The 16,783-nt window shown below is 70.1% G+C and carries 19 protein-coding genes, 1 pseudogene and 1 riboswitch; of the genes and pseudogenes, 6 read left to right on the top strand and 14 right to left on the bottom strand.

Annotated elements, in window-relative coordinates; translation table 11 throughout:
• Nucleotides 1-164 precede the first annotated feature (164 nt).
• From ACWDYJ_RS15855 to ACWDYJ_RS15830, 6 genes and pseudogenes are all read right to left on the bottom strand, one after another.
• Nucleotides 165-236: pseudogene (locus ACWDYJ_RS15855) on the bottom strand (hypothetical protein); the annotation flags it as partial.
• A 63-nt stretch (nt 237-299) separates the two neighbouring features.
• Complete coding sequence (locus tag ACWDYJ_RS15850) at nt 300-1,220, bottom strand: zinc ribbon domain-containing protein (protein WP_451566108.1); 921 nt, start codon at nt 1,218-1,220, stop codon at nt 300-302.
• A gap of 596 nt (nt 1,221-1,816) precedes the next feature.
• The gene (locus tag ACWDYJ_RS15845; protein WP_451566107.1) at nt 1,817-2,107 is read right to left on the bottom strand and encodes a hypothetical protein; all 291 of its coding nucleotides are present in this window, start codon (nt 2,105-2,107) and stop codon (nt 1,817-1,819) included.
• Between the two features lie 107 nt (nt 2,108-2,214).
• Nucleotides 2,215-2,616, bottom strand: a complete 402-nt coding sequence (locus tag ACWDYJ_RS15840) for a type II toxin-antitoxin system VapB family antitoxin (RefSeq protein WP_451566106.1) — start codon at nt 2,614-2,616, stop codon at nt 2,215-2,217.
• Nucleotides 2,617-2,681: 65 nt separating this feature from the next.
• Nucleotides 2,682-3,230 carry a hypothetical protein gene (locus ACWDYJ_RS15835; RefSeq protein ID WP_451566105.1) on the bottom strand — a complete coding sequence of 183 codons (549 nt, stop codon included), beginning with the start codon at nt 3,228-3,230 and terminating at the stop codon, nt 2,682-2,684.
• A 95-nt stretch (nt 3,231-3,325) separates the two neighbouring features.
• Nucleotides 3,326-3,544, bottom strand: a complete 219-nt coding sequence (locus ACWDYJ_RS15830; RefSeq protein ID WP_451566104.1) for a hypothetical protein — start codon at nt 3,542-3,544, stop codon at nt 3,326-3,328.
• 116 nt (nt 3,545-3,660) lie between these two features.
• On the opposite strand from ACWDYJ_RS15830, the gene ACWDYJ_RS15825 reads away from it, so the two are divergent.
• Both ACWDYJ_RS15825 and ACWDYJ_RS15820 read left to right on the top strand, forming a co-directional pair.
• Entirely contained in the window at nt 3,661-4,497 is an 837-nt protein-coding gene (locus tag ACWDYJ_RS15825; RefSeq protein ID WP_451566103.1) for a helix-turn-helix domain-containing protein, read from the top strand.
• Nucleotides 4,481-4,735, top strand: a complete 255-nt coding sequence (locus ACWDYJ_RS15820; RefSeq protein WP_451566102.1) for a DUF397 domain-containing protein — start codon at nt 4,481-4,483, stop codon at nt 4,733-4,735. Before ACWDYJ_RS15825 ends, ACWDYJ_RS15820 begins: the two co-directional genes overlap by 17 nt.
• On the opposite strand, the gene ACWDYJ_RS15815 is transcribed toward ACWDYJ_RS15820, so the two are convergent.
• Nucleotides 4,722-6,188, bottom strand: coding sequence for an outer membrane protein assembly factor BamB family protein (locus tag ACWDYJ_RS15815; RefSeq protein ID WP_451566101.1), 1,467 nt, complete (start codon nt 6,186-6,188; stop codon nt 4,722-4,724). The genes ACWDYJ_RS15820 and ACWDYJ_RS15815 overlap by 14 nt on opposite strands.
• Before the next feature lie 183 nt (nt 6,189-6,371).
• On the opposite strand from ACWDYJ_RS15815, the gene ACWDYJ_RS15810 reads away from it, so the two are divergent.
• Nucleotides 6,372-6,749 carry a type II toxin-antitoxin system RelE/ParE family toxin gene (locus tag ACWDYJ_RS15810; RefSeq protein ID WP_451566100.1) on the top strand — a complete coding sequence of 126 codons (378 nt, stop codon included), beginning with the start codon at nt 6,372-6,374 and terminating at the stop codon, nt 6,747-6,749.
• Nucleotides 6,746-7,084 (top strand): helix-turn-helix domain-containing protein, encoded by a 339-nt coding sequence (locus ACWDYJ_RS15805; protein WP_451566099.1) that lies wholly within the window; start codon nt 6,746-6,748, stop codon nt 7,082-7,084. Before ACWDYJ_RS15810 ends, ACWDYJ_RS15805 begins: the two co-directional genes overlap by 4 nt.
• Here ACWDYJ_RS15805 and ACWDYJ_RS15800 read toward each other — a convergent pair.
• The 5 genes from ACWDYJ_RS15800 to thrC form a co-directional block, all read right to left on the bottom strand.
• Complete coding sequence (locus ACWDYJ_RS15800; RefSeq protein ID WP_451566098.1) at nt 7,081-7,689, bottom strand: phosphoribosylanthranilate isomerase; 609 nt, start codon at nt 7,687-7,689, stop codon at nt 7,081-7,083. The genes ACWDYJ_RS15805 and ACWDYJ_RS15800 overlap by 4 nt on opposite strands.
• A 787-nt stretch (nt 7,690-8,476) precedes the next feature.
• A complete protein-coding gene (gene groL / locus ACWDYJ_RS15795; RefSeq protein ID WP_451566097.1) occupies nt 8,477-10,099 on the bottom strand; it encodes a chaperonin GroEL in 1,623 nt (540 codons plus the stop codon).
• 345 nt (nt 10,100-10,444) lie between these two features.
• Nucleotides 10,445-10,651: a cold-shock protein gene (locus ACWDYJ_RS15790; RefSeq protein ID WP_008743607.1), complete on the bottom strand. Its 207-nt coding sequence runs from the start codon at nt 10,649-10,651 to the stop codon at nt 10,445-10,447.
• A 398-nt stretch (nt 10,652-11,049) separates the two neighbouring features.
• The gene (locus ACWDYJ_RS15785; RefSeq protein ID WP_451566096.1) at nt 11,050-11,328 is read right to left on the bottom strand and encodes a ubiquitin-like small modifier protein 1; all 279 of its coding nucleotides are present in this window, start codon (nt 11,326-11,328) and stop codon (nt 11,050-11,052) included.
• Between the two features lie 40 nt (nt 11,329-11,368).
• Entirely contained in the window at nt 11,369-12,655 is a 1,287-nt protein-coding gene (gene thrC / locus ACWDYJ_RS15780) for a threonine synthase (protein WP_451566095.1), read from the bottom strand.
• 17 nt (nt 12,656-12,672) lie between these two features.
• Nucleotides 12,673-12,829, bottom strand: a riboswitch (SAM riboswitch).
• Between the two features lie 174 nt (nt 12,830-13,003).
• Between thrC and ACWDYJ_RS15775 the strand changes: the two genes are divergently transcribed.
• On the top strand, nt 13,004-13,954 hold the full coding sequence (locus ACWDYJ_RS15775; protein WP_451566094.1) for a glucosyl-3-phosphoglycerate synthase: 951 nt from the start codon (nt 13,004-13,006) through the stop codon (nt 13,952-13,954).
• A 57-nt stretch (nt 13,955-14,011) separates the two neighbouring features.
• Nucleotides 14,012-15,475: an alpha,alpha-trehalose-phosphate synthase (UDP-forming) gene (locus ACWDYJ_RS15770; protein WP_451566093.1), complete on the top strand. Its 1,464-nt coding sequence runs from the start codon at nt 14,012-14,014 to the stop codon at nt 15,473-15,475.
• 107 nt (nt 15,476-15,582) lie between these two features.
• On the opposite strand, the gene otsB is transcribed toward ACWDYJ_RS15770, so the two are convergent.
• Both otsB and ACWDYJ_RS15760 read right to left on the bottom strand, forming a co-directional pair.
• On the bottom strand, nt 15,583-16,437 hold the full coding sequence (otsB, locus tag ACWDYJ_RS15765) for a trehalose-phosphatase (protein WP_451566092.1): 855 nt from the start codon (nt 16,435-16,437) through the stop codon (nt 15,583-15,585).
• A 42-nt stretch (nt 16,438-16,479) separates the two neighbouring features.
• The gene (locus ACWDYJ_RS15760; protein ID WP_451566091.1) at nt 16,480-16,728 is read right to left on the bottom strand and encodes a DUF3263 domain-containing protein; all 249 of its coding nucleotides are present in this window, start codon (nt 16,726-16,728) and stop codon (nt 16,480-16,482) included.
• Between the last annotated feature and the right edge of the window lie 55 nt (nt 16,729-16,783).

Genomic DNA, 16,783 nt, shown 5'->3' with positions numbered 1-16,783 from the left:
ACACCCGGTGGGCGGGGAAGCTGCGCGCATGCGGCTCCCCGCCAGCCGTCCTGCCTACGGCACCGACCCCTGCTCCACGACCCACTCCACCGACTGCCCAGTGCCTTCGCGATACCGTCGTAGTCAGCGTCGTAGTGGAGGACCACAGCCCCGTGACGCTCAGCCGTCGCGGCGATGAGCAGGTCTGCCGGTGAGGCCCGCCGGTGATCACCGCTCCGCGCGAGCAGCCCCTGCACTTCGACGGCCCGCTCCCCGATCTCATCGGTCAGGGGAAGCCATTCGAAGCGTCTCGGATGAGCTTAGGTTTTCCTGGGTGGGGCTGGGTGTTCGGCCCCTTGGGAAAAGAGTCTCGGGTCTCGCCGTGGCCGCTGTTTGATCGCGGTGGCGTGGCTGTGCAGGTGGAAGCCTGCGCCGAGTCTGGCCCCGCGCGGTTGGTGCCGTGTGGGGGTGCTCATCGTGTGCGGTGCCTGCCGCCCGTCTCGCCGCCGGGTGCGGTGGGTGGGTGGCTGGGGCGGCCGCCTCGCCGGACGCTTTCCACCCGGGCCAGTCGATGCTGGTGTTCCGGGTGGGGCGGGGACCCTGCGTCGCTGCCTGGGCACAGGGCGGTTTCTCGTCGGGCCCGACTTCGTCCGGTCCGCGCGGTCATGCTGCGGACCGGGCGCGGACGGGGCCGCGTGGGTGGGCTTGGGCTTGGTGTGCTGGACGGGTTGGTCCAGTTCCTGGAGGGTGCGGCGGATCAGGTAGGTGCCGGTGGTCCGGTCCAGGACGGTCAGGTGCTGGTGTTGCAGGCCGCGGGCGCCGATGCGCTGCCAGGCGGCGACGTCCCGGTCGGCGCTGTATCCACACTGCTTGTTGGGGCAGGTGGCCCATTTCCAGCCCGGTCGGGTGGTATCGGGGGCGGTGTGGTGGCGGAGGGCGGTCAGGCAGCGGGGGCAGTACTTGGAGGTGCCGCGGGCCGGGACGATGACCACGGCGATCCCGTGGCGGGCGGCCTGATGGCGTACGTCGGCCACGATCTGTCCGCGCACCGAGCCGGAGAGGCGGGTGTTGAGGGTGCGGCCCTTGCCGCGTGCCTCCATGTCCCGCAGATCCTCCAGATAGACCACCGACGCCCGCGCGGCCCGGGCGTGATCCACCATGAACCGTGCGGCCGTCTTGGCGATCTGTGCGTTCAGCTTTTCGCGGCGTCTGCTGACCCGGGCGTGCTCGCTCCGCAGCACGGCAAGTTTCGCGGCCGTCGCCGGATCGGGACGCCGGCCGAGAGCGCGTTGGCCGTCCAGGAGGCGCTCCAGGTGTGTGGCTTTGGTCCAGAGGTGTTCGGCGTGGATGCGGAGCCGGTCGGCCTTGGCCAGTACCCCGTTGACGCGGAGGAAGATGGGCTGCCCGTCGGTAAGGACGGTGGGCTGAGGTCCGCCGGTTCGGGTGAGGGTGCCGCCGGTGAGGAGGGTGTTGAGCCCGTAGTGTGGCGTCGATGGTGGGTGGCAGCCGGAAACGGATCCGTACCGGATGCCAGTCGCTGCGGGTACGAGGGTCGGGGCGTACCGGCAGCCGCACGCTCAGCACCGCGTAGCGGGCGGGGTCGTCCTCACAGCGGGCCAGGGTGACGAGTTGCTTGTCGGCGGCGGCCAGCACCACCTGCTGACCCCCGCCCGGTGCCGCCTCCAGCTCACACAGATCAACAGGCAGGCGCCGGTAAGCAGTGAGGAAACGCAGCACCTGACAGGTACGGGAACGAAAGACGGAGGCGGGCACCGCAGCCCCCTGCGGGCAGGCGGCGCGCAGCGCCGCCCACTCCTCCTCACCGCGTCTCATCGGGTCAAGGCCGGCCGGCCAGGACCGCATCCACCAGTCGGACTCGCCATTCGGCCGAGCGCAGCACCCGCCCGGCCTGCTCCTCGGCAACCCGGCGGACCCGGTCAGGCACATACAGCCCCTCCGGAACGGTCGCGGTCCAGCCCAGGGTCCGCAACGCCATCCAGGCGTTCGACGGCAACCGCTCACCCGAGGGGCCAACGCCGGAAGCCAGCTGGGTCAGTTCGCTCCGGCTCCAGTGCCCGCGAACCACCCCGGCGGCCATCGTCTCCACCAGCCCGGCCAGCCAGCCCACCCGCGATCTACTGTCCGATCATCGGACCCACATACGGAACGAGCCCCACCCGACAAGGTCACGCAACACGACCAGAACCCGCGCAACACCCAGGAAAGCCAGACCAATCAAACGGCTGCACGCGACCCTCGTCGTACGGAACGGCCTCGCGCGTGGTCTTCCACATTCCTCGCGCTATAAAGGATCTCCAGGTCGACGACAGCACACGTAGCCAGCAGACCTCGCTCCAAGAGCGGTATCAGCTTGTCCCGAACGGTCGGCACATGCATGCGAGCCCACGCCCTCCTGTCGACCAAGTACTTCATCGCCACGCCCCCCCGCATCACTTCCGGGTCGCGCAGGTCGTCGAAGGCACCCTCGTCCATCAATTCCACGAAGCGCCGCCGCCGGGCCGCAGCCACGAACTCCGCCAGCGCTCCATTGATCGTTGCCCGCTTGGTCGTCGTCCCCAGTATTTCCGCCGCCTCGGCGAGGAGTGCATCGTCGAGGTCCACCATGGTGCGTGGCATTGCGCCCTCCAGGCATACAGATCCGGGGCCGATCTATATGCCACCGTACGGCCCCCGGAGCTGAATCACGCTCCGGCGGCGGTCCGGACGAAGCGGACCAGGTCGTCCACGCTGTAGCCGAGCTTCGGGCCCCGTTCGGCCGCCATCAGCAGCAACTGCCCCACGATCTCGGCGCCCCAGCCGTCCGGGCCGTCCGCCGACCACTCCCACAGCTTCTCGATGCCGAGATCGGTCATCAGCAGCCCGTGGCCGGCTCGGATCTCCCGGCAGGTCTCCGCGACCGCGTCCAGCAACCGCTCACCGGGCCGCTCGCAGCGCAGCGCGAAGTACCCGCCGACGTCCTCGACCGCGCACCCCTGCGGCGGCCGGGCCTTGAGCCGGTCGTAGCGGGGGTCGTCGAACGGCGGGTACTCGCCCACCGGGCAGTGGATCAACGTGAACCGCTGCCACCCCGGCGGCGGAGGCGGCTGCGGCCGCCAGGCCTTCACCCCGAACGCCTCGTGCACCAGCGCCGTCGCCTCGTCCGCCGTATCGGCCGTACGGGTCTCGCGCCGCTCGCCGTCGTCGCCGGTCGCCGTCCACGCCCCGCCGCCCGCGTCACGCTGCGCGCGCACCGAAAGCCCCATGCCCTTACGCCTCCACCCTCCGACCAGCGCAGCCTCCAACGCGTGGAGCCTCCAGCCGAGTTCGAACCCCCAGGCCGCCTCGGTCACGGGTGCGCCCGCTCGTGCAGTACGGCGGCGAGGCGAAGCGCGGTGTCCAGGTTGCAGCGACCGAGGTCGACAAGGGGCAGCCCGTACGTCCCGGCCGCCGAGACCCCGTCCACACCGAGAGAGGGGAACAGCACTCCCACCCCCGCCAGGGATTCCTTCAGCTGCTGGACGGCCTCCTCGGCCGCCTGCATCCGTTCCCGCGAAGTGAGCACCATGACATGTCACCTTTCTACTCTGCGTATCCAGTTTCAGCACACAGAGTGGCAACGGGCTCGCTAGCCTTTCAATACGGACACCCGCAACAACGGCACGTGTTGCCCTGGGAGTTGCCATGGCAGGTAAGAACCTCGACCCGTCCTCCTCACCCCGCGCCCTACTCGGCGCCGAACTCCGCGTGGCACGCGAGCGCGCGGGCCTCAGCCAGGCCGAACTCGGCGAACCGCTCTTCGTCAGCGGCTCGTTCATCGGGCAGCTCGAAGCGGGCACGCGCCGCATGCACCTCGAATTCGCCCGGCAGATAGACGACATCCTCGACACGAACGGCTTCTTCGTCCGCAACTGCGGGGCGGCGGCCAAGTCCAAGTACCCGGACCACTTCGCGGCAGCGGCCGAGGCCGAGGCTCTGGCGAAGGCCATCCGCGAGTACGCGCCGCAGATCATCCCGGGGCTGTTGCAGACGGAGGCGTACGCCCGGGAGGTGTTCCGCGCCTACCAGCCGACCGCGACGGAGGAGACCATCAACGAGCTGGTTGCGAACCGGCTGGCCCGGGCCGCCCTGCTCAATGATCCAACAACCCCGCTGTTGTGGTGCGTCCTCGATGAGGCCGTGTTGCGCCGGGCGGGCGACAACAAGGCGGTACTGGCGGAGGCCCTGCGGCACATCGCGACGCTGATGAGGTCACACCGAATCATCGCGCAGGTACTCCCGTTCAGCGCAGGCTTCCACGCTGGCCTGGACGGCTCCCTCAAGCTGATGTCCTTCGAGGACGCTCCCCCACTTGCCTACGTCGACGGCATCGGGATGGGCCAGCTGTTCGACGATCCAGCCACGGTTGCACGTCACACCCTGACTTACGATCTGCTCACGGCCAGCGCGCTGTCACCGCGCGACTCCCTGGCCCTGATCGAGTCGGTGGCGGAGGATTACGAACATGACCAGCACGCCTGAGTACGACCTGTCGAGGGCCACTTGGCACAAATCCACCTACAGCGGCGGCGACGGCGGCAACTGCCTGGAGATGGCCACCTGGCGGAAGTCCACCCATAGCGACGGCAGCGGCGGCAACTGCGTCGAGGTCGCCGACGGCCACCCCGGCATCGTCCCCGTCCGGGACTCCAAGGTTCCGGACGGCCCGCACCTGACCTTCGACGGTCCCGCCTGGGCGGCCTTCGTCACCAGCCTATGACCGGGTCGATGTCGAAGATCGGCGGGAGTTCGGTGCTCCGGTCGAGGTTCACGAAGACGTAGTCGCCGGGCGGGCCCTTGTAGAACTCGAAGCGCTCGCCCAGTGGCAGGTCGCGCAGCACCGTGGACTCCTCCCGGAGCTTGCCGTTGTCCAGCTCCAGGTGGGAGAGGTAGTTCCACCAATGGCTCGACGTCACCACGTCGACCTCGCCCGCACGCCCCGGCGTCAGCGCGCGGACCCGGTTCTTCCCGAGGTCGGCGTGCCAGACGCGGTGGCCGTCGGTCAGGGAGTACGCGGACACACCCCGCCGCTTGTCGTTCCCCCGCACCGGGGTGATCAGCAGGTCACCGCTCACCAGCGGGGGCGGTTCGGACAGCAGGCGCTCCTCCGGTCCCGTTTCCGGTACGGCGCCCCGCTGCCGGCCCGTGTCGTCGAAGAGCAGGACCGCGTCCGTGCCGCTCCCGCCGCCCTCCTTCACGTGGATGGCGATCGGCTGGGCGGACACCACCCGCCGCTCGCTCAGCCCGCTCGTCACCGGGAGCGTGCTCTGCCATGCGCGCGTGCCCGTACCCGCGTCGAGGGCCGTGAGCCGGGTGGTCTCCGCCGTACCGGCGGTGCACTCCTCCACGTACAGCACCCGCTCCCCCGCGCCGTCGACCGCCTCGACCCGGCAGCCCTCCGGTATCGCGACGCGCCAGCGCTCCGTGCCCGCGCGCAGGTCGAGGCCGACGACCGCGCCCTTCTCCACCACGACGGCTGTCGTGCCCACGGCCACCACGGGTGCCCCGTGCGCCTGCGGCACGTCCTTCCTCCACAGCATCCGGCCGTCCCGGATGTCCACCCCGGCGACCTCCTGCCCGCACCTCGTCGCGTCCGGCCCGTACGCGACGACGCCGAGGTCCTTCGAGGTGGTCCGGCTCAGCGCACAGAACGTCGTACGGTCGTCGGGTGCGGGCAGCCGCCAGCCCGTGCGTCCCTCGCCGTTGAAGGCGATGAGGGCGTCCGTGCGCGCCCGGACCAGCAGTGCGGACGACCCCTCCGGCTTCCAGACGCCGACCGGCTTCACGGACGACGGCCGGTCCGGGGCCTGCCACCCGAAGACGTCCATCTGCGGGCCGCGCATCCACTCGTATCCGAGCCAGCCCGGCCACAGCGCGGCCAGTGCGACGACGACCGCGAGTGCCCGCGCCAGGCAGGAGCGGCGCAGGGCCTGGTTGTGCTTGATGCCCTTCCACAGCAGTACGGTGGCCGCCCCGAGCAGAGCGGTGAAGAGCGCCAGCCACCCGAAGCCACGCGGGCAGCTCTCGCCACCGCATTTCCTCTGCGGCACGTCGGCGAGCGCCATTTTGAACAGGAGCGCGAAGTACAGCAGCGTCACGGCGCCCAGTGCGGCGGTGACGACGAGCCGGGAAAGTCCGAAGAGCCGCTCGGACAGCAGTGTCGTGTTGTCCATGATCCCCCCCCCGGCCGCACCCTAACGGCCGCGTCCGCAGGCGGCCAGACCGGTTCATCCGGCGCCGTGGCGGGACGTCCGGACCAAGCCCCGGCACCGGATCCCTTCAGGTCCGCCAACCGTTGGGCTGAAACCACCTGGCGCAGCGTATTATGTCGTCGACGACATAATACGCTGCGCCGCATGGACCGCCTGTATGTAATCGAGCTGGAGCCTGAAGTGCGAGCCTGGCTGGAATTGTTGCCCGGCAAGCAGCACCGCAAGGTCGAGGAGTACGCGGAGCTGCTGGCCATCCACGGCACTCTGACGCCCATGCCCTTCGCTCGCCCCCTCAGAGACGGGGTGTACGAACTGCGGCCGACTCTCGACGCGGTCCCTACGCGGATCACGTACTGGTTCGCACCGGGACGCAGAATCGTGCTGCTCACCGTTTTCCGCAAGACGCGCATGCATGAGTCAGGTTCAGTGAGCCGCGCAGTGGCGGCCCGTATCGTGTGCGAGAGGGAGCACGGCCCTGCCCACACGACGTACGGCCGCAGCGAGGAAGGGGAAGCATCATGAACCACACCCGCTGGAAGCTGGCCCGGGAGAAGAAGGCCACAGGGGAGTACGTCGAGTCAGCCGAGGTGGAGGCCGAGCGGGCGGAGATCCGGCTGGCCATGGCCTTCGCCAAGGCCGTCTACGACCGCCGCAAGGCCCTCGGGCTGTCCCAGGCCGAGCTGGCGGAGCGGGCCGGGCTCACCCAGGCGAAGATCTCCCGGGTGGAAGGTGCCGATGCCGTACCCACGCTCCCCCTGTTGCGCCGTCTCGCACACGCGCTGGACGCCTCGTTGAACATTGCCCTGAGCGAGGACCACGAAGAGGTCACGTTCGTCGAGCGGCTGCCCGCCGCCTAGCCGCGCGCCGCCGCGATGAAGGCGCGGATGAGCTCCGGGGACTTCACGCCGCGTTCGCGTTCGACGCCGCTGGAGACGTCCACGCCCCACGCGCCCGTGGCCACGAGCGCCTCCCGGACGTTGGCCGGGTTCAGGCCGCCCGCCAGGAGCCAGTGGCCCTCGGGGGCGGTGAAGTCCGCCGAGCCCCAGTTCCACGGCTTGCCGGAGCCGGGGTCGGGGGCGTCGAGGAGCAGCAGGTCCTCGCCGTACTCGCCGCAGCGCCGCACCCGTTCGGCGGTGGCCCGCAGCAGCGTGCGGCCGGCGGCGCGCAGGGCCTCGTAGTACTCGGGACCCTCGTCCCCGTGGAGCTGCACACCGCGCACGCCGCTGTCCTCGGTGAGCCGCCGGACCTCCTCGACGGACTGCCCCCGGAACACCCCGACGGTCAGGACCGCGTCCGGCACCAGCGCGGCAATCGCGCGCGCCGTGGCGGCGTCGACCGTACGGGGGCTGCCGGGCGCGAAGACGAACCCGACGGCGTCGGCCCCGGCCTCGACGGCCACCTCGACGTCGTGGGGTGTCCGCAGGCCGCAGATCTTGACGAAACGTGCGCCGCTTCTGCTCATGCCCCGAGTCAACCAGAACCGCCCGACCGGCGGCGGCCCGTCCCGAGGACCGGGCACGGTGGTCAGCGCGCCACTAGCCTGGGGTGAGGCACGCATTCACCGCACAGCACGCCATCCTGAGGACGACGGTGACGATCATGGCCGAGCGGACCACATCGGTAGAAGACCTGTCGCCGCCCACATTCGAAAGCCTCCTGCGCACTGTCGCAGAGATGGACACGCCAGACGGCTTCAAGGCCGAGCTCATCCGGGGGAGATCGTCGTGTCACCGTGGTCCGAGCTGCGCTACGTACGTCGCATGCGTGCACTGCGCGCAGCTCCAGGCCCACGCCCCCGAGGGGCACATCGCGGAGATCGCACCCGTCCTCTTCCGGTTCCCGGCAGCGGAGCGCGGCTACGGGCCCGACCTCTTCGTCGCGGACGAATCGGCCTTCGATGAGGAAGGCCGTCACGCAGACGGGGCGGCCCTGTCTCTGGTCGCCGAGTTCACCTCCGTGTCGACCAAGGACGCGGACTGGAACGAGAAGCTGGACGTGTACGGCCGAGTGGTCCCCGTCTACCGGTCGTCGACACGCAGGACTCGGAGATCACGGTCTTCTCCGATCCCTCGCCCCACGGATACCACTCGCGCAAAACCGTGGCCCTCGGAGAGGCCCTGCCCATCCCCGCGCCGTTCGACTTCACGCTCGACACCTCGTTCTGAAACGCCCGAGGGCGGCACCCCCCGCAGGGGATGCCGCCCTCGTTCGAGAACAGCCGATCAACCGGTGGCCGAAGCCGAGGTCGATCAGAAGTCCATGTCACCGCCCGGCATCCCGCCCGGCGCGCCGGCGCCGGCCTTCTCGGGCTTGTCGGCGATGACGGCCTCGGTCGTCAGGAACAGCGCGGCGATGGACGCGGCGTTCTGCAGGGCAGAGCGCGTGACCTTCGCCGGGTCGATGATGCCCTCGGCGATCATGTCGACGTACTCGCCGGTCGCGGCGTTCAGGCCGTGGCCGATCGGAAGGTTGCGCACCTTCTCGACGACGACGCCACCCTCGAGACCACCGTTGACGGCGATCTGCTTGAGCGGAGCCTCCAGGGCGAGCTTGACGGCGTTCGCGCCGGTCGCCTCGTCACCCGACAGGTCGAGCTTCTCGAAGACCGAGGAGGCCTGGAGCAGGGCCACGCCGCCACCGGCGACGATGCCCTCCTCGACGGCCGCCTTCGCGTTGCGAACGGCGTCCTCGATGCGGTGCTTGCGCTCCTTGAGCTCCACCTCGGTCGCGGCGCCGGCCTTGATGACGGCCACGCCGCCGGCCAGCTTCGCGAGGCGCTCCTGGAGCTTCTCGCGGTCGTAGTCCGAGTCGGAGTTCTCGATCTCGGCGCGGATCTGGTTGACGCGACCCTGGACCTGGTCGCTGTCGCCGGAGCCGTCGACGATGGTGGTCTCGTCCTTGGTGATGACGACCTTGCGGGCGCGGCCGAGCAGGTCGAGACCGGCGTTCTCCAGCTTGAGGCCGACCTCCTCGGAGATGACGGTGCCGCCCGTGAGGATGGCGATGTCACCGAGCATGGCCTTGCGGCGGTCGCCGAAGCCCGGAGCCTTGACGGCGACGGACTTGAAGGTGCCGCGGATCTTGTTGACGACCAGGGTCGACAGGGCCTCGCCCTCGACGTCCTCGGCGATGATCAGCAGCGGCTTGCCGGACTGCATGACCTTCTCCAGGAGCGGCAGCAGGTCCTTGACCGAGCCGATCTTGGAGTTGACGATCAGGATGTACGGGTCGTCGAGGGACGACTCCATGCGCTCCATGTCGGTGGCGAAGTACGCCGAGATGTAGCCCTTGTCGAAGCGCATACCCTCGGTGAGTTCCAGCTCCAGACCGAAGGTCTGGGACTCCTCGACGGTGATGACGCCTTCCTTGCCGACCTTGTCCATGGCCTCGGCGATGAGCTCGCCGATCTGGGTGTCGGCGGCGGAGATGGAGGCCGTGGAAGCGATCTGCTCCTTGGTCTCGACATCCTTGGCCTGGGCGAGCAGGGCGGCGGAGACGGCCTCGACGGCCTTCTCGATACCACGCTTGAGGGCCATCGGGTTGGCGCCGGCGGCTACGTTGCGCAGGCCCTCGCGGACGAGCGCCTGGGCCAGCACGGTCGCGGTGGTCGTACCGTCGCCGGCGACGTCGTCCGTCTTCTTGGCGACTTCCTTGACCAGCTCGGCGCCGATCTTCTCGTACGGGTCCTCGAGCTCGATCTCCTTGGCGATGGAGACACCATCGTTGGTGATCGTGGGGGCGCCCCACTTCTTCTCAAGGACGACGTTGCGACCCTTGGGGCCAAGGGTGACCTTGACGGCGTCGGCGAGCTGGTTCATCCCACGCTCGAGACCGCGCCGGGCCTCCTCGTTGAACGCAATGATCTTGGCCATCTGAAGTGGTCCTCCCGGACAGCGGTGGATTGCTCCGGACCGCGCCCGCGCCCGCGACGGACGGCCTGCGGATCCGGCGGTTCCTTCCCGTCGGATCCTGCGGGCCTCACCGACCCGGTCCTCAGTCTTAGTAGCACTCTCACCCGGAGAGTGCTAACGCCAATGATTAGCACTCGACCCCCACGAGTGCAAGCGGCTTGGGCCGATCCCGGCGTGAACATGCGGTCGGATGGCAGACGCGAGACGGGTCGCGGGGCGGTCGGGCACGCACGAGGGGCCCGCATCCCGTGTCCAGGATGTGGGCCCCTCGTGTGTGTAAGCGTCGGTGGTCGATCGCGCTTGGACTCAGCCGGCCGCGAGCTTGACCATGTCCGCCTGCGGGCCCTTCTGGCCCTGCGAGATCTCGAACTCGACCCGCTGACCCTCTTCAAGGGTGCGGTACCCGTCCATCTGGATGGCGCTGTAGTGGACGAACACATCCGCGCCACCGTCGACCGCGATGAAGCCGTAGCCCTTCTCCGCGTTGAACCACTTGACGGTGCCCTGAGCCATGCCTAACTCCCCTATTACTGGCCCCTGCGCAGGACCGCACTTCGCGGACCCGGGTCAGAAACTCGCGCCGGAACGCCTCGACCGCGGCTGAATGTATCCGCACCGGTGCTGTCTGCAACAGGTCATTCCGACGAGAATTCCGGACACGCGAAAACATTGAAATAGAGTGAAAATTTGTCATATTCCAGGGCAACTCGGGCCCGACAATCCGCGCCAAAGGCCCAAAGCGCGCGTGCATGTTGACTCAATGTCAACCCTCCGGCGGCCCGCTCATATGCGGCGGGCAAGAACAGCGGAGGGGACTTCCCCAACCCTACCGCGCCCAATCAAGCAGAATTGCCCCCTCCGCTTATTAGCGGAGGGGGCAATTCAGATTCTGTCGTGCGACCGACCGATGATCAGCAGCCGCCTGCGACGGCCGGGATGATCGAGACGCCTGCGCCGTTGGGCGTCTCCGTCTGCAGCCCGCTCTCGAAGCGCACGTCGTCGTCGTTGACGTAGACGTTGACGAAGCGGCGCAGCTTGCCCTGGTCGTCGAGGACGCGCGCGGCGATCCCCGGGTGGCTCTTCTCCAGGGACTCGATGACCTCGGCCAGGGTGGCGCCGTCGGCGGAGACCTCGGCCTTGCCGCCGGTGTAGGTGCGCAGGATGGTGGGGATGCGGACGTTGACGCTCATGGCGCTACTGCCTTTCCGGATGCGGGGGAGGAGAGGAGGGTCAGACCAGGCCGGCGGCGCGGAACGCGTCCAGGCTCGGGCGGATGGTGGCGGTCTGGCCGCTGTCCGAGGCCACCGCCTCCAGGGTCTTCAGGCCGTCGCCGGTGTTCAGGATCACGGTGGTCAGCGTCGGGTCGAGCTGACCGTTCTCGATGAGCTTCTTCGTCACGCCGACGGTCACGCCGCCCGCGGTCTCGGCGAAGATACCCTCGGCCTGCGCCAGGATCTTGATGGCCTCGACGACCTGAGTGTCGTTCACGTCCTCGACGTAGCCGCCGGTGCGGCGGGCGATGTCCAGGACGTACGGGCCGTCCGCCGGGTTGCCGATGGCCAGCGACTTGGCGATGGTGTCCGGCTTCTGCGGGCGGACCACGTCGTGACCGGCCTTGAAGGCGGTCGACACCGGGGAGCAGCCCTCGGCCTGGGCGCCGAAGATCTTGTACGGCTTGTCCTCGACCAGGCCGAGCTTGATGAGCTCCTGCAGACCCTTGTCGATCTTCGTCAGCTGGGAGCCTGACGCGATCGGGATGACGATCTGGTCGGGCAGCTGCCAGCCGAGCTGCTCGCAGATCTCGTACGCCAGGGTCTTGGAGCCCTCGCCGTAGTACGGCCGCAGGTTGACGTTGACGAAGCCCCAGCCCTCGCCCAGCGGGTCGCCGATGAGCTCGGAGCAGAAGCGGTTGACGTCGTCGTAGTTGCCCTCGATGCCGACCAGGTCGCCACCGTAGACACCGGCCATGACGACCTTGCCCTGCTCCAGGTCGTGCGGGATGAACACGCAGGAGCGGAAGCCGGCGCGGGCGGCCGCGGCGCCGACGGCGCCGGCCAGGTTGCCGGTGGAGGAGCAGGACAGGGTGGTGAAGCCGAAGGCGCGGGCGGCCTCGACGGCGATGGCCACGACGCGGTCCTTGAAGGAGTGCGTCGGGTTGCCGGAGTCGTCCTTGACGTAGAGCTTGCCGGTGACGCCGAGTTCCTTGGCCAGGTTCTGCGCGTCCACGAGCTTGGTGAAGCCGGGGTTCAGGCTGGGCTTCGAGGCGACGTCGGCGGGGACGGGCAGCAGCGGCGCGTAACGCCAGATGTTGTCCGGGCCGGCCTCGATCGCGGCGCGCAGCGCTTCGGGGTCGCCGAGCGGGAAGTCGTAGGCGACTTCCAGCGGGCCGAAACACTCGGCGCAGGCGAAAATGGGACCGAGTTCGAAGCGGGTGGCGCACTCGCGGCAGGAAAGGCCGGTGGCAGGTCCGAGATCGACAGAGGTTCCGGCAGAAGTGGCGACAGTCTGTGCAGCCATGATGGCGAGGCCCTTTCTCCTCATCTTCCCCATGGCGCACTTCGCCATGAGACGGAATTGGCACCTTCCCTAGCCGGGGACCTCGCTGACGTCGCTGATGTGCGATCGCGAGAACCGACTGGAGGGTTGCCGGGGCTTCAACGGGCCGTGTCCCTCTGCCCCTCTGGATGAGCGGTATGGCACCGGGCAACGCGCTCTATGGCGCGCCCGGGCGTTTGTACGCGGGACCCCCGGCATGCGGTGGTCCTTCGCGTTGTTCAAGACTGTAACCGAAGGCCCGGGTGGTTGAGACAGCCGTCCGAACCGCGAGATGGATCACATATCAACCCAAACCAGGGAGTGCCGAGAGTGCTGGAAGAGGTGGAGCGCTGGCTGGCCGACCGCTCCTGGTCCGCCGCCGACCGACCGCTCGACCAGCTGCTCGAAAGGAAACGGGCGGCGGGCACGACGGTCAGCGTGGTGCTGCCCGCGCTCGACGAGGAGGCCACGGTCGGCGCGATCGTGGAGGTCGTCCGGCGCGACCTGATCGAGGGCTTGAGCACGCCGCTGGTGGACGAGCTGGTGGTGGTCGACTCGGGCTCCACCGACCGTACGGCCGAAGTCGCCGCCAAGGCGGGCGCCCGGGTCGTGCACCGCGACGCGATACTTCCGCGGCTGCCCGCGCTGCCCGGCAAGGGCGAGGTGCTGTGGCGCTCGCTGCTGGCCACCAGCGGGGACGTCGTCTGCTTCATCGACGCCGACCTGCGGGACTTCTCGTCCGCCTTCGTCTCCGGAATCGTCGGCCCGCTGCTGACGGAGCCGAACGTGCAGTTCGTCAAGGCGATGTACGACCGCCCCTTCGGCGACACCCCGGCCCAGGGCGGCCGGGTCACCGAGCTGGTGGCGCGTCCGCTGCTGAACCTGCACTGGCCGCAGCTGGCCGGCTTCGTGCAGCCGCTGGGGGGCGAGTACGCCGTACGGCGCTCCCTGCTCGAGCGGCTGCCCTTCCCCGTCGGCTACGGGGTCGAGCTCGGGCTGCTGGTGGACGCGCTCCACACGGTCGGGCTGGACGCGCTGGCGCAGGTCGACGTCGGGGTCCGGCTGCACCGGCACCAGGACGGCCAGGCGCTGGGGCGGATGGCCGCGGCTATCTACCGGACGGCCCAGCTGCGCCTCTCGCGCGGACACCTCGTACGGCCTGAGCTGACGCAGTTCGAGCGCGGACCGGACGGATTCGTGCCGCGCACGTACGCCGTGGACACCGAGGAGCGGCCGCCGATGCGGGAGATGGCGGAGTACGCGGGCCGCCGGGTGGCGTGACGGAGCCACGTGACGGACACACGTTTGAGCGGGCGCGGGCCGGGCTAGGTTGGCCGCATGGCTTCTCAGGTACTCGTCGCCGCGAATCGCGGACCACTCTCGTACGCCCTCGCCACTGACGGAACGCTCAGCACCCGGCGCGGCGGGGGCGGTCTCGTCTCCGGCCTCTCCGCCGCCCTCGCGCAGCAGCCGGAGGCGCTGTGGATCTGCGCGGCCCTGTCCGAGGCCGACCGCGAGGCGGTCCGCCGGGGCGTCGCCGAGCCGGGTGTCCGGATGCTGGACATCGATCCCACGGTCTACGACGACGCGTACAACGGCATCGCCAACTCGGTGCTCTGGTTCACCCACCACCACCTCTACGACATCCCGCGCGAGCCGGTCTTCGACGCGCGCTTCCGGCGGCGCTGGGACTCGTACGTCGCCTACAACCAGGCCTTCGCGCAGGCCCTGGCCGAAGAGGCGGGCGAGGGGGCGTGCGTGCTGGTCCAGGACTACCACCTGGCCCTGGTGCCGGGCGCGCTGCGCGAACTGCGGCCCGACCTGCGGATCTCCCACTTCACGCACACGCCGTGGGCGTCGCCCGAATTCCTGCGCATGCTCCCCGACGACGTCCAGCGGCAGCTGCTGTGGGGGATGCTCGGGGCCGACCGGCTGGGCTTCCACACGGCGGAGTGGGCCTCCAACTTCATCAGCGGCTCGGCCATGGACGACGCGAGCGGCACCGCCAAGCCGTTCCTGCCGTACGGGGACGAGGAGCGCGGGGTCTGGCACAGCAGGGCCAGGGCGGACGGCCAGGGTCTCGAAGCGGAGCGGTTCACCGCCGCGACCCACTACCCCCTCGGCGTCGACGCGGACGACCTGCGCGCGCTCGCCCACCGGCCGGAGGTCGACGACAAGGTGGCGGCGCTGCGGGCGGAGGTCGGGGACCGCAAGGCGATCGTCCGCGTGGACCGCACCGAGCTGTCGAAGAACATCCTGCGCGGCCTGCTGGCGTACCGGGAACTGCTGATCACGTACCCCGAGTGGCGGGAACGGGTCGTCCACCTGGCCTCGGCGTACCCGTCCCGGCAGGACCTGAGGGTGTACCGGACCTACACGGCGTCGGTGCGGGAGCTGGCGGAGGAGATCAACGCCGAGTTCGGGACGGAGTCCTGGCAGCCGGTGCTGGTGTCCGTGGAGGACGACTTCGCGCGCTCGCTGGCCGCGTACCGGCTGGCGGACGTGGCGCTGGTGAACCCGGTGCGGGACGGGATGAACCTCGTCGCGAAGGAGATCCCGGTGGTGTCGGAGGCGGGCTGCGCGCTGGTGCTGTCCACCGGGGCCGGGGCGCACGAGGAGCTCGGCGGGGACGCGCTGACGGTGAACCCGTACGACGTCACGGCGACGGCCGAGGCCCTGCACGCGGCGCTGGCCATGCCGGAGGGGGAGCGGGCAGAGCGCACCAAGCGCCTGGCGGCGGCCTCGACGGCCCTCCCCCCGGCCCAGTGGTTCACGGCCCAACTGGCCGACCTCCAGGCCTGACGCTGCGGCGCCGTCTCCTGGGGCTCCGCCCCGGACCCCGCGCCTCGATCCCCCCCACGACTCCGTCTGGGGATACCCCCTGGCGGGGCTGAATCTGCCCGGCGGCGTCAGGCGCGGAGAGCGGTGGCCAGGGTGGCCAGGAAGGCGGCTACCGCCGACGGGCCCGGGAGGACGAGGTCGGCGCGGGCGGCCAGTTCGGGGACCTCCGCCGAGCCGCTGCACACCAGCAGCCCCGGCAGCCCGTCAGTGCGCCGCTTCTCCACGGCCGCGTACGCCGCGAGGTCACCGAGGTCGTCGCCGGCGTAGAGCACCGCCTCGGCGTCCCGTTCCACGAGGAACTCGCTCAGGGCGACGCCCTTGTCCATCCCGGGCGGCCTCAGCTCCAGCACGGCCCGGCCCGGTTCCACCATCAGCCCGTGCCGCGCGGCCAGCTCGGCCAGGGGTTCCCGCAGCGCCGCGAAGGCTGCTTCGGGGTCGGCCGCGCGCCGGGTGTGGACGGCCAGGGCCCGGCCCTTCTCCTCGATCCAGGTGCCGCGCCACGCGCCGATCGCGTCGAGGAATCCGGGCAGTTCGGCCCGAACGGCCGCGACCCCGGGGTGTTCGGCGGGGGCGGCCACGATTCCGGTGACGGCGTCCCACCGCTCGGCGCCGTAGTGGCCGAGGACGACCATGTGCTCCAGCCCCGGCACCCCCGCGAAGCCGCCGTACCGTACGGCGACCCCGGCCGGCCGGCCGGTGACCACGGCCACCGCCTCGACCTGGGGCGCGAGCGCGGAGAGGGCCGGTACGGCGTCCGGGTGCGCGCGCGCCTGGTCGGGGTCGGGGACGATGTCGGCGAGCGTGCCGTCGAAGTCGAGGGCGATGACGGCTCTGCGAGGTGTGCGCAGGAGGGCTTCAAGACCCTCGCGTCCGGCGGCGGTGACGGGCACGGGCATCGGCGGGTGGTGCGGGCGGCTCCCCATGGACCCGACCCTACCGGCGCCGTCCGGCCCCGCCCAGACCCCCTACCGCCGCGCGCGCTGCGCCTCGCGGATCCGGCGGAGGCGGTTGACCGTGCCCGGTGCGTGCTCCAGCGCCCGTGGATCGTCCATCAAGGCGTTCAGCAGCTGGTAATAGCGGACTGGGGGCATCCCCAGCCCTTCGCGTATGGCCCGCTCCTTGGCGCCGGGACCGGGCCAGGTGCGTCCCTCGTACGCGAGTACGGCGGCCTCGGTGGCCGTCAGCCGCCCGTCCACCTGCCCGTCGTCCGTCATACGGCCAGATTAACGCCGCCCACCGACACGCACCCGGCGCCCACCCGGGGGCCCG

This window comes from Streptomyces sp. NPDC003042, assembly GCF_053591315.1.
The sequence above is the reverse complement of the archived record's forward strand: the minus strand, read 5'-3'. Positions and strand labels throughout refer to the sequence as shown.

Coding starts and splice junctions, on each gene's coding strand:
- ACWDYJ_RS15840 (WP_451566106.1), bottom strand. CDS start 2,616: ATGCCACGCACCATGGTGGACCTCGACGATGCACTCCTCGCCGAGGCG.
- ACWDYJ_RS15830 (WP_451566104.1), bottom strand. CDS start 3,544: ATGGTGCTCACTTCGCGGGAACGGATGCAGGCGGCCGAGGAGGCCGTC.
- ACWDYJ_RS15825 (WP_451566103.1), top strand. CDS start 3,661: ATGGCAGGTAAGAACCTCGACCCGTCCTCCTCACCCCGCGCCCTACTC.
- ACWDYJ_RS15820 (WP_451566102.1), top strand. CDS start 4,481: ATGACCAGCACGCCTGAGTACGACCTGTCGAGGGCCACTTGGCACAAA.
- ACWDYJ_RS15815 (WP_451566101.1), bottom strand. CDS start 6,188: ATGGACAACACGACACTGCTGTCCGAGCGGCTCTTCGGACTTTCCCGG.
- ACWDYJ_RS15810 (WP_451566100.1), top strand. CDS start 6,372: ATGGACCGCCTGTATGTAATCGAGCTGGAGCCTGAAGTGCGAGCCTGG.
- ACWDYJ_RS15805 (WP_451566099.1), top strand. CDS start 6,746: ATGAACCACACCCGCTGGAAGCTGGCCCGGGAGAAGAAGGCCACAGGG.
- ACWDYJ_RS15800 (WP_451566098.1), bottom strand. CDS start 7,689: ATGAGCAGAAGCGGCGCACGTTTCGTCAAGATCTGCGGCCTGCGGACA.
- groL (WP_451566097.1), bottom strand. CDS start 10,099: ATGGCCAAGATCATTGCGTTCAACGAGGAGGCCCGGCGCGGTCTCGAG.
- ACWDYJ_RS15790 (WP_008743607.1), bottom strand. CDS start 10,651: ATGGCTCAGGGCACCGTCAAGTGGTTCAACGCGGAGAAGGGCTACGGC.
- ACWDYJ_RS15785 (WP_451566096.1), bottom strand. CDS start 11,328: ATGAGCGTCAACGTCCGCATCCCCACCATCCTGCGCACCTACACCGGC.
- thrC (WP_451566095.1), bottom strand. CDS start 12,655: ATGGCTGCACAGACTGTCGCCACTTCTGCCGGAACCTCTGTCGATCTC.
- ACWDYJ_RS15770 (WP_451566093.1), top strand. CDS start 14,012: ATGGCTTCTCAGGTACTCGTCGCCGCGAATCGCGGACCACTCTCGTAC.
- otsB (WP_451566092.1), bottom strand. CDS start 16,437: ATGGGGAGCCGCCCGCACCACCCGCCGATGCCCGTGCCCGTCACCGCC.
- ACWDYJ_RS15760 (WP_451566091.1), bottom strand. CDS start 16,728: ATGACGGACGACGGGCAGGTGGACGGGCGGCTGACGGCCACCGAGGCC.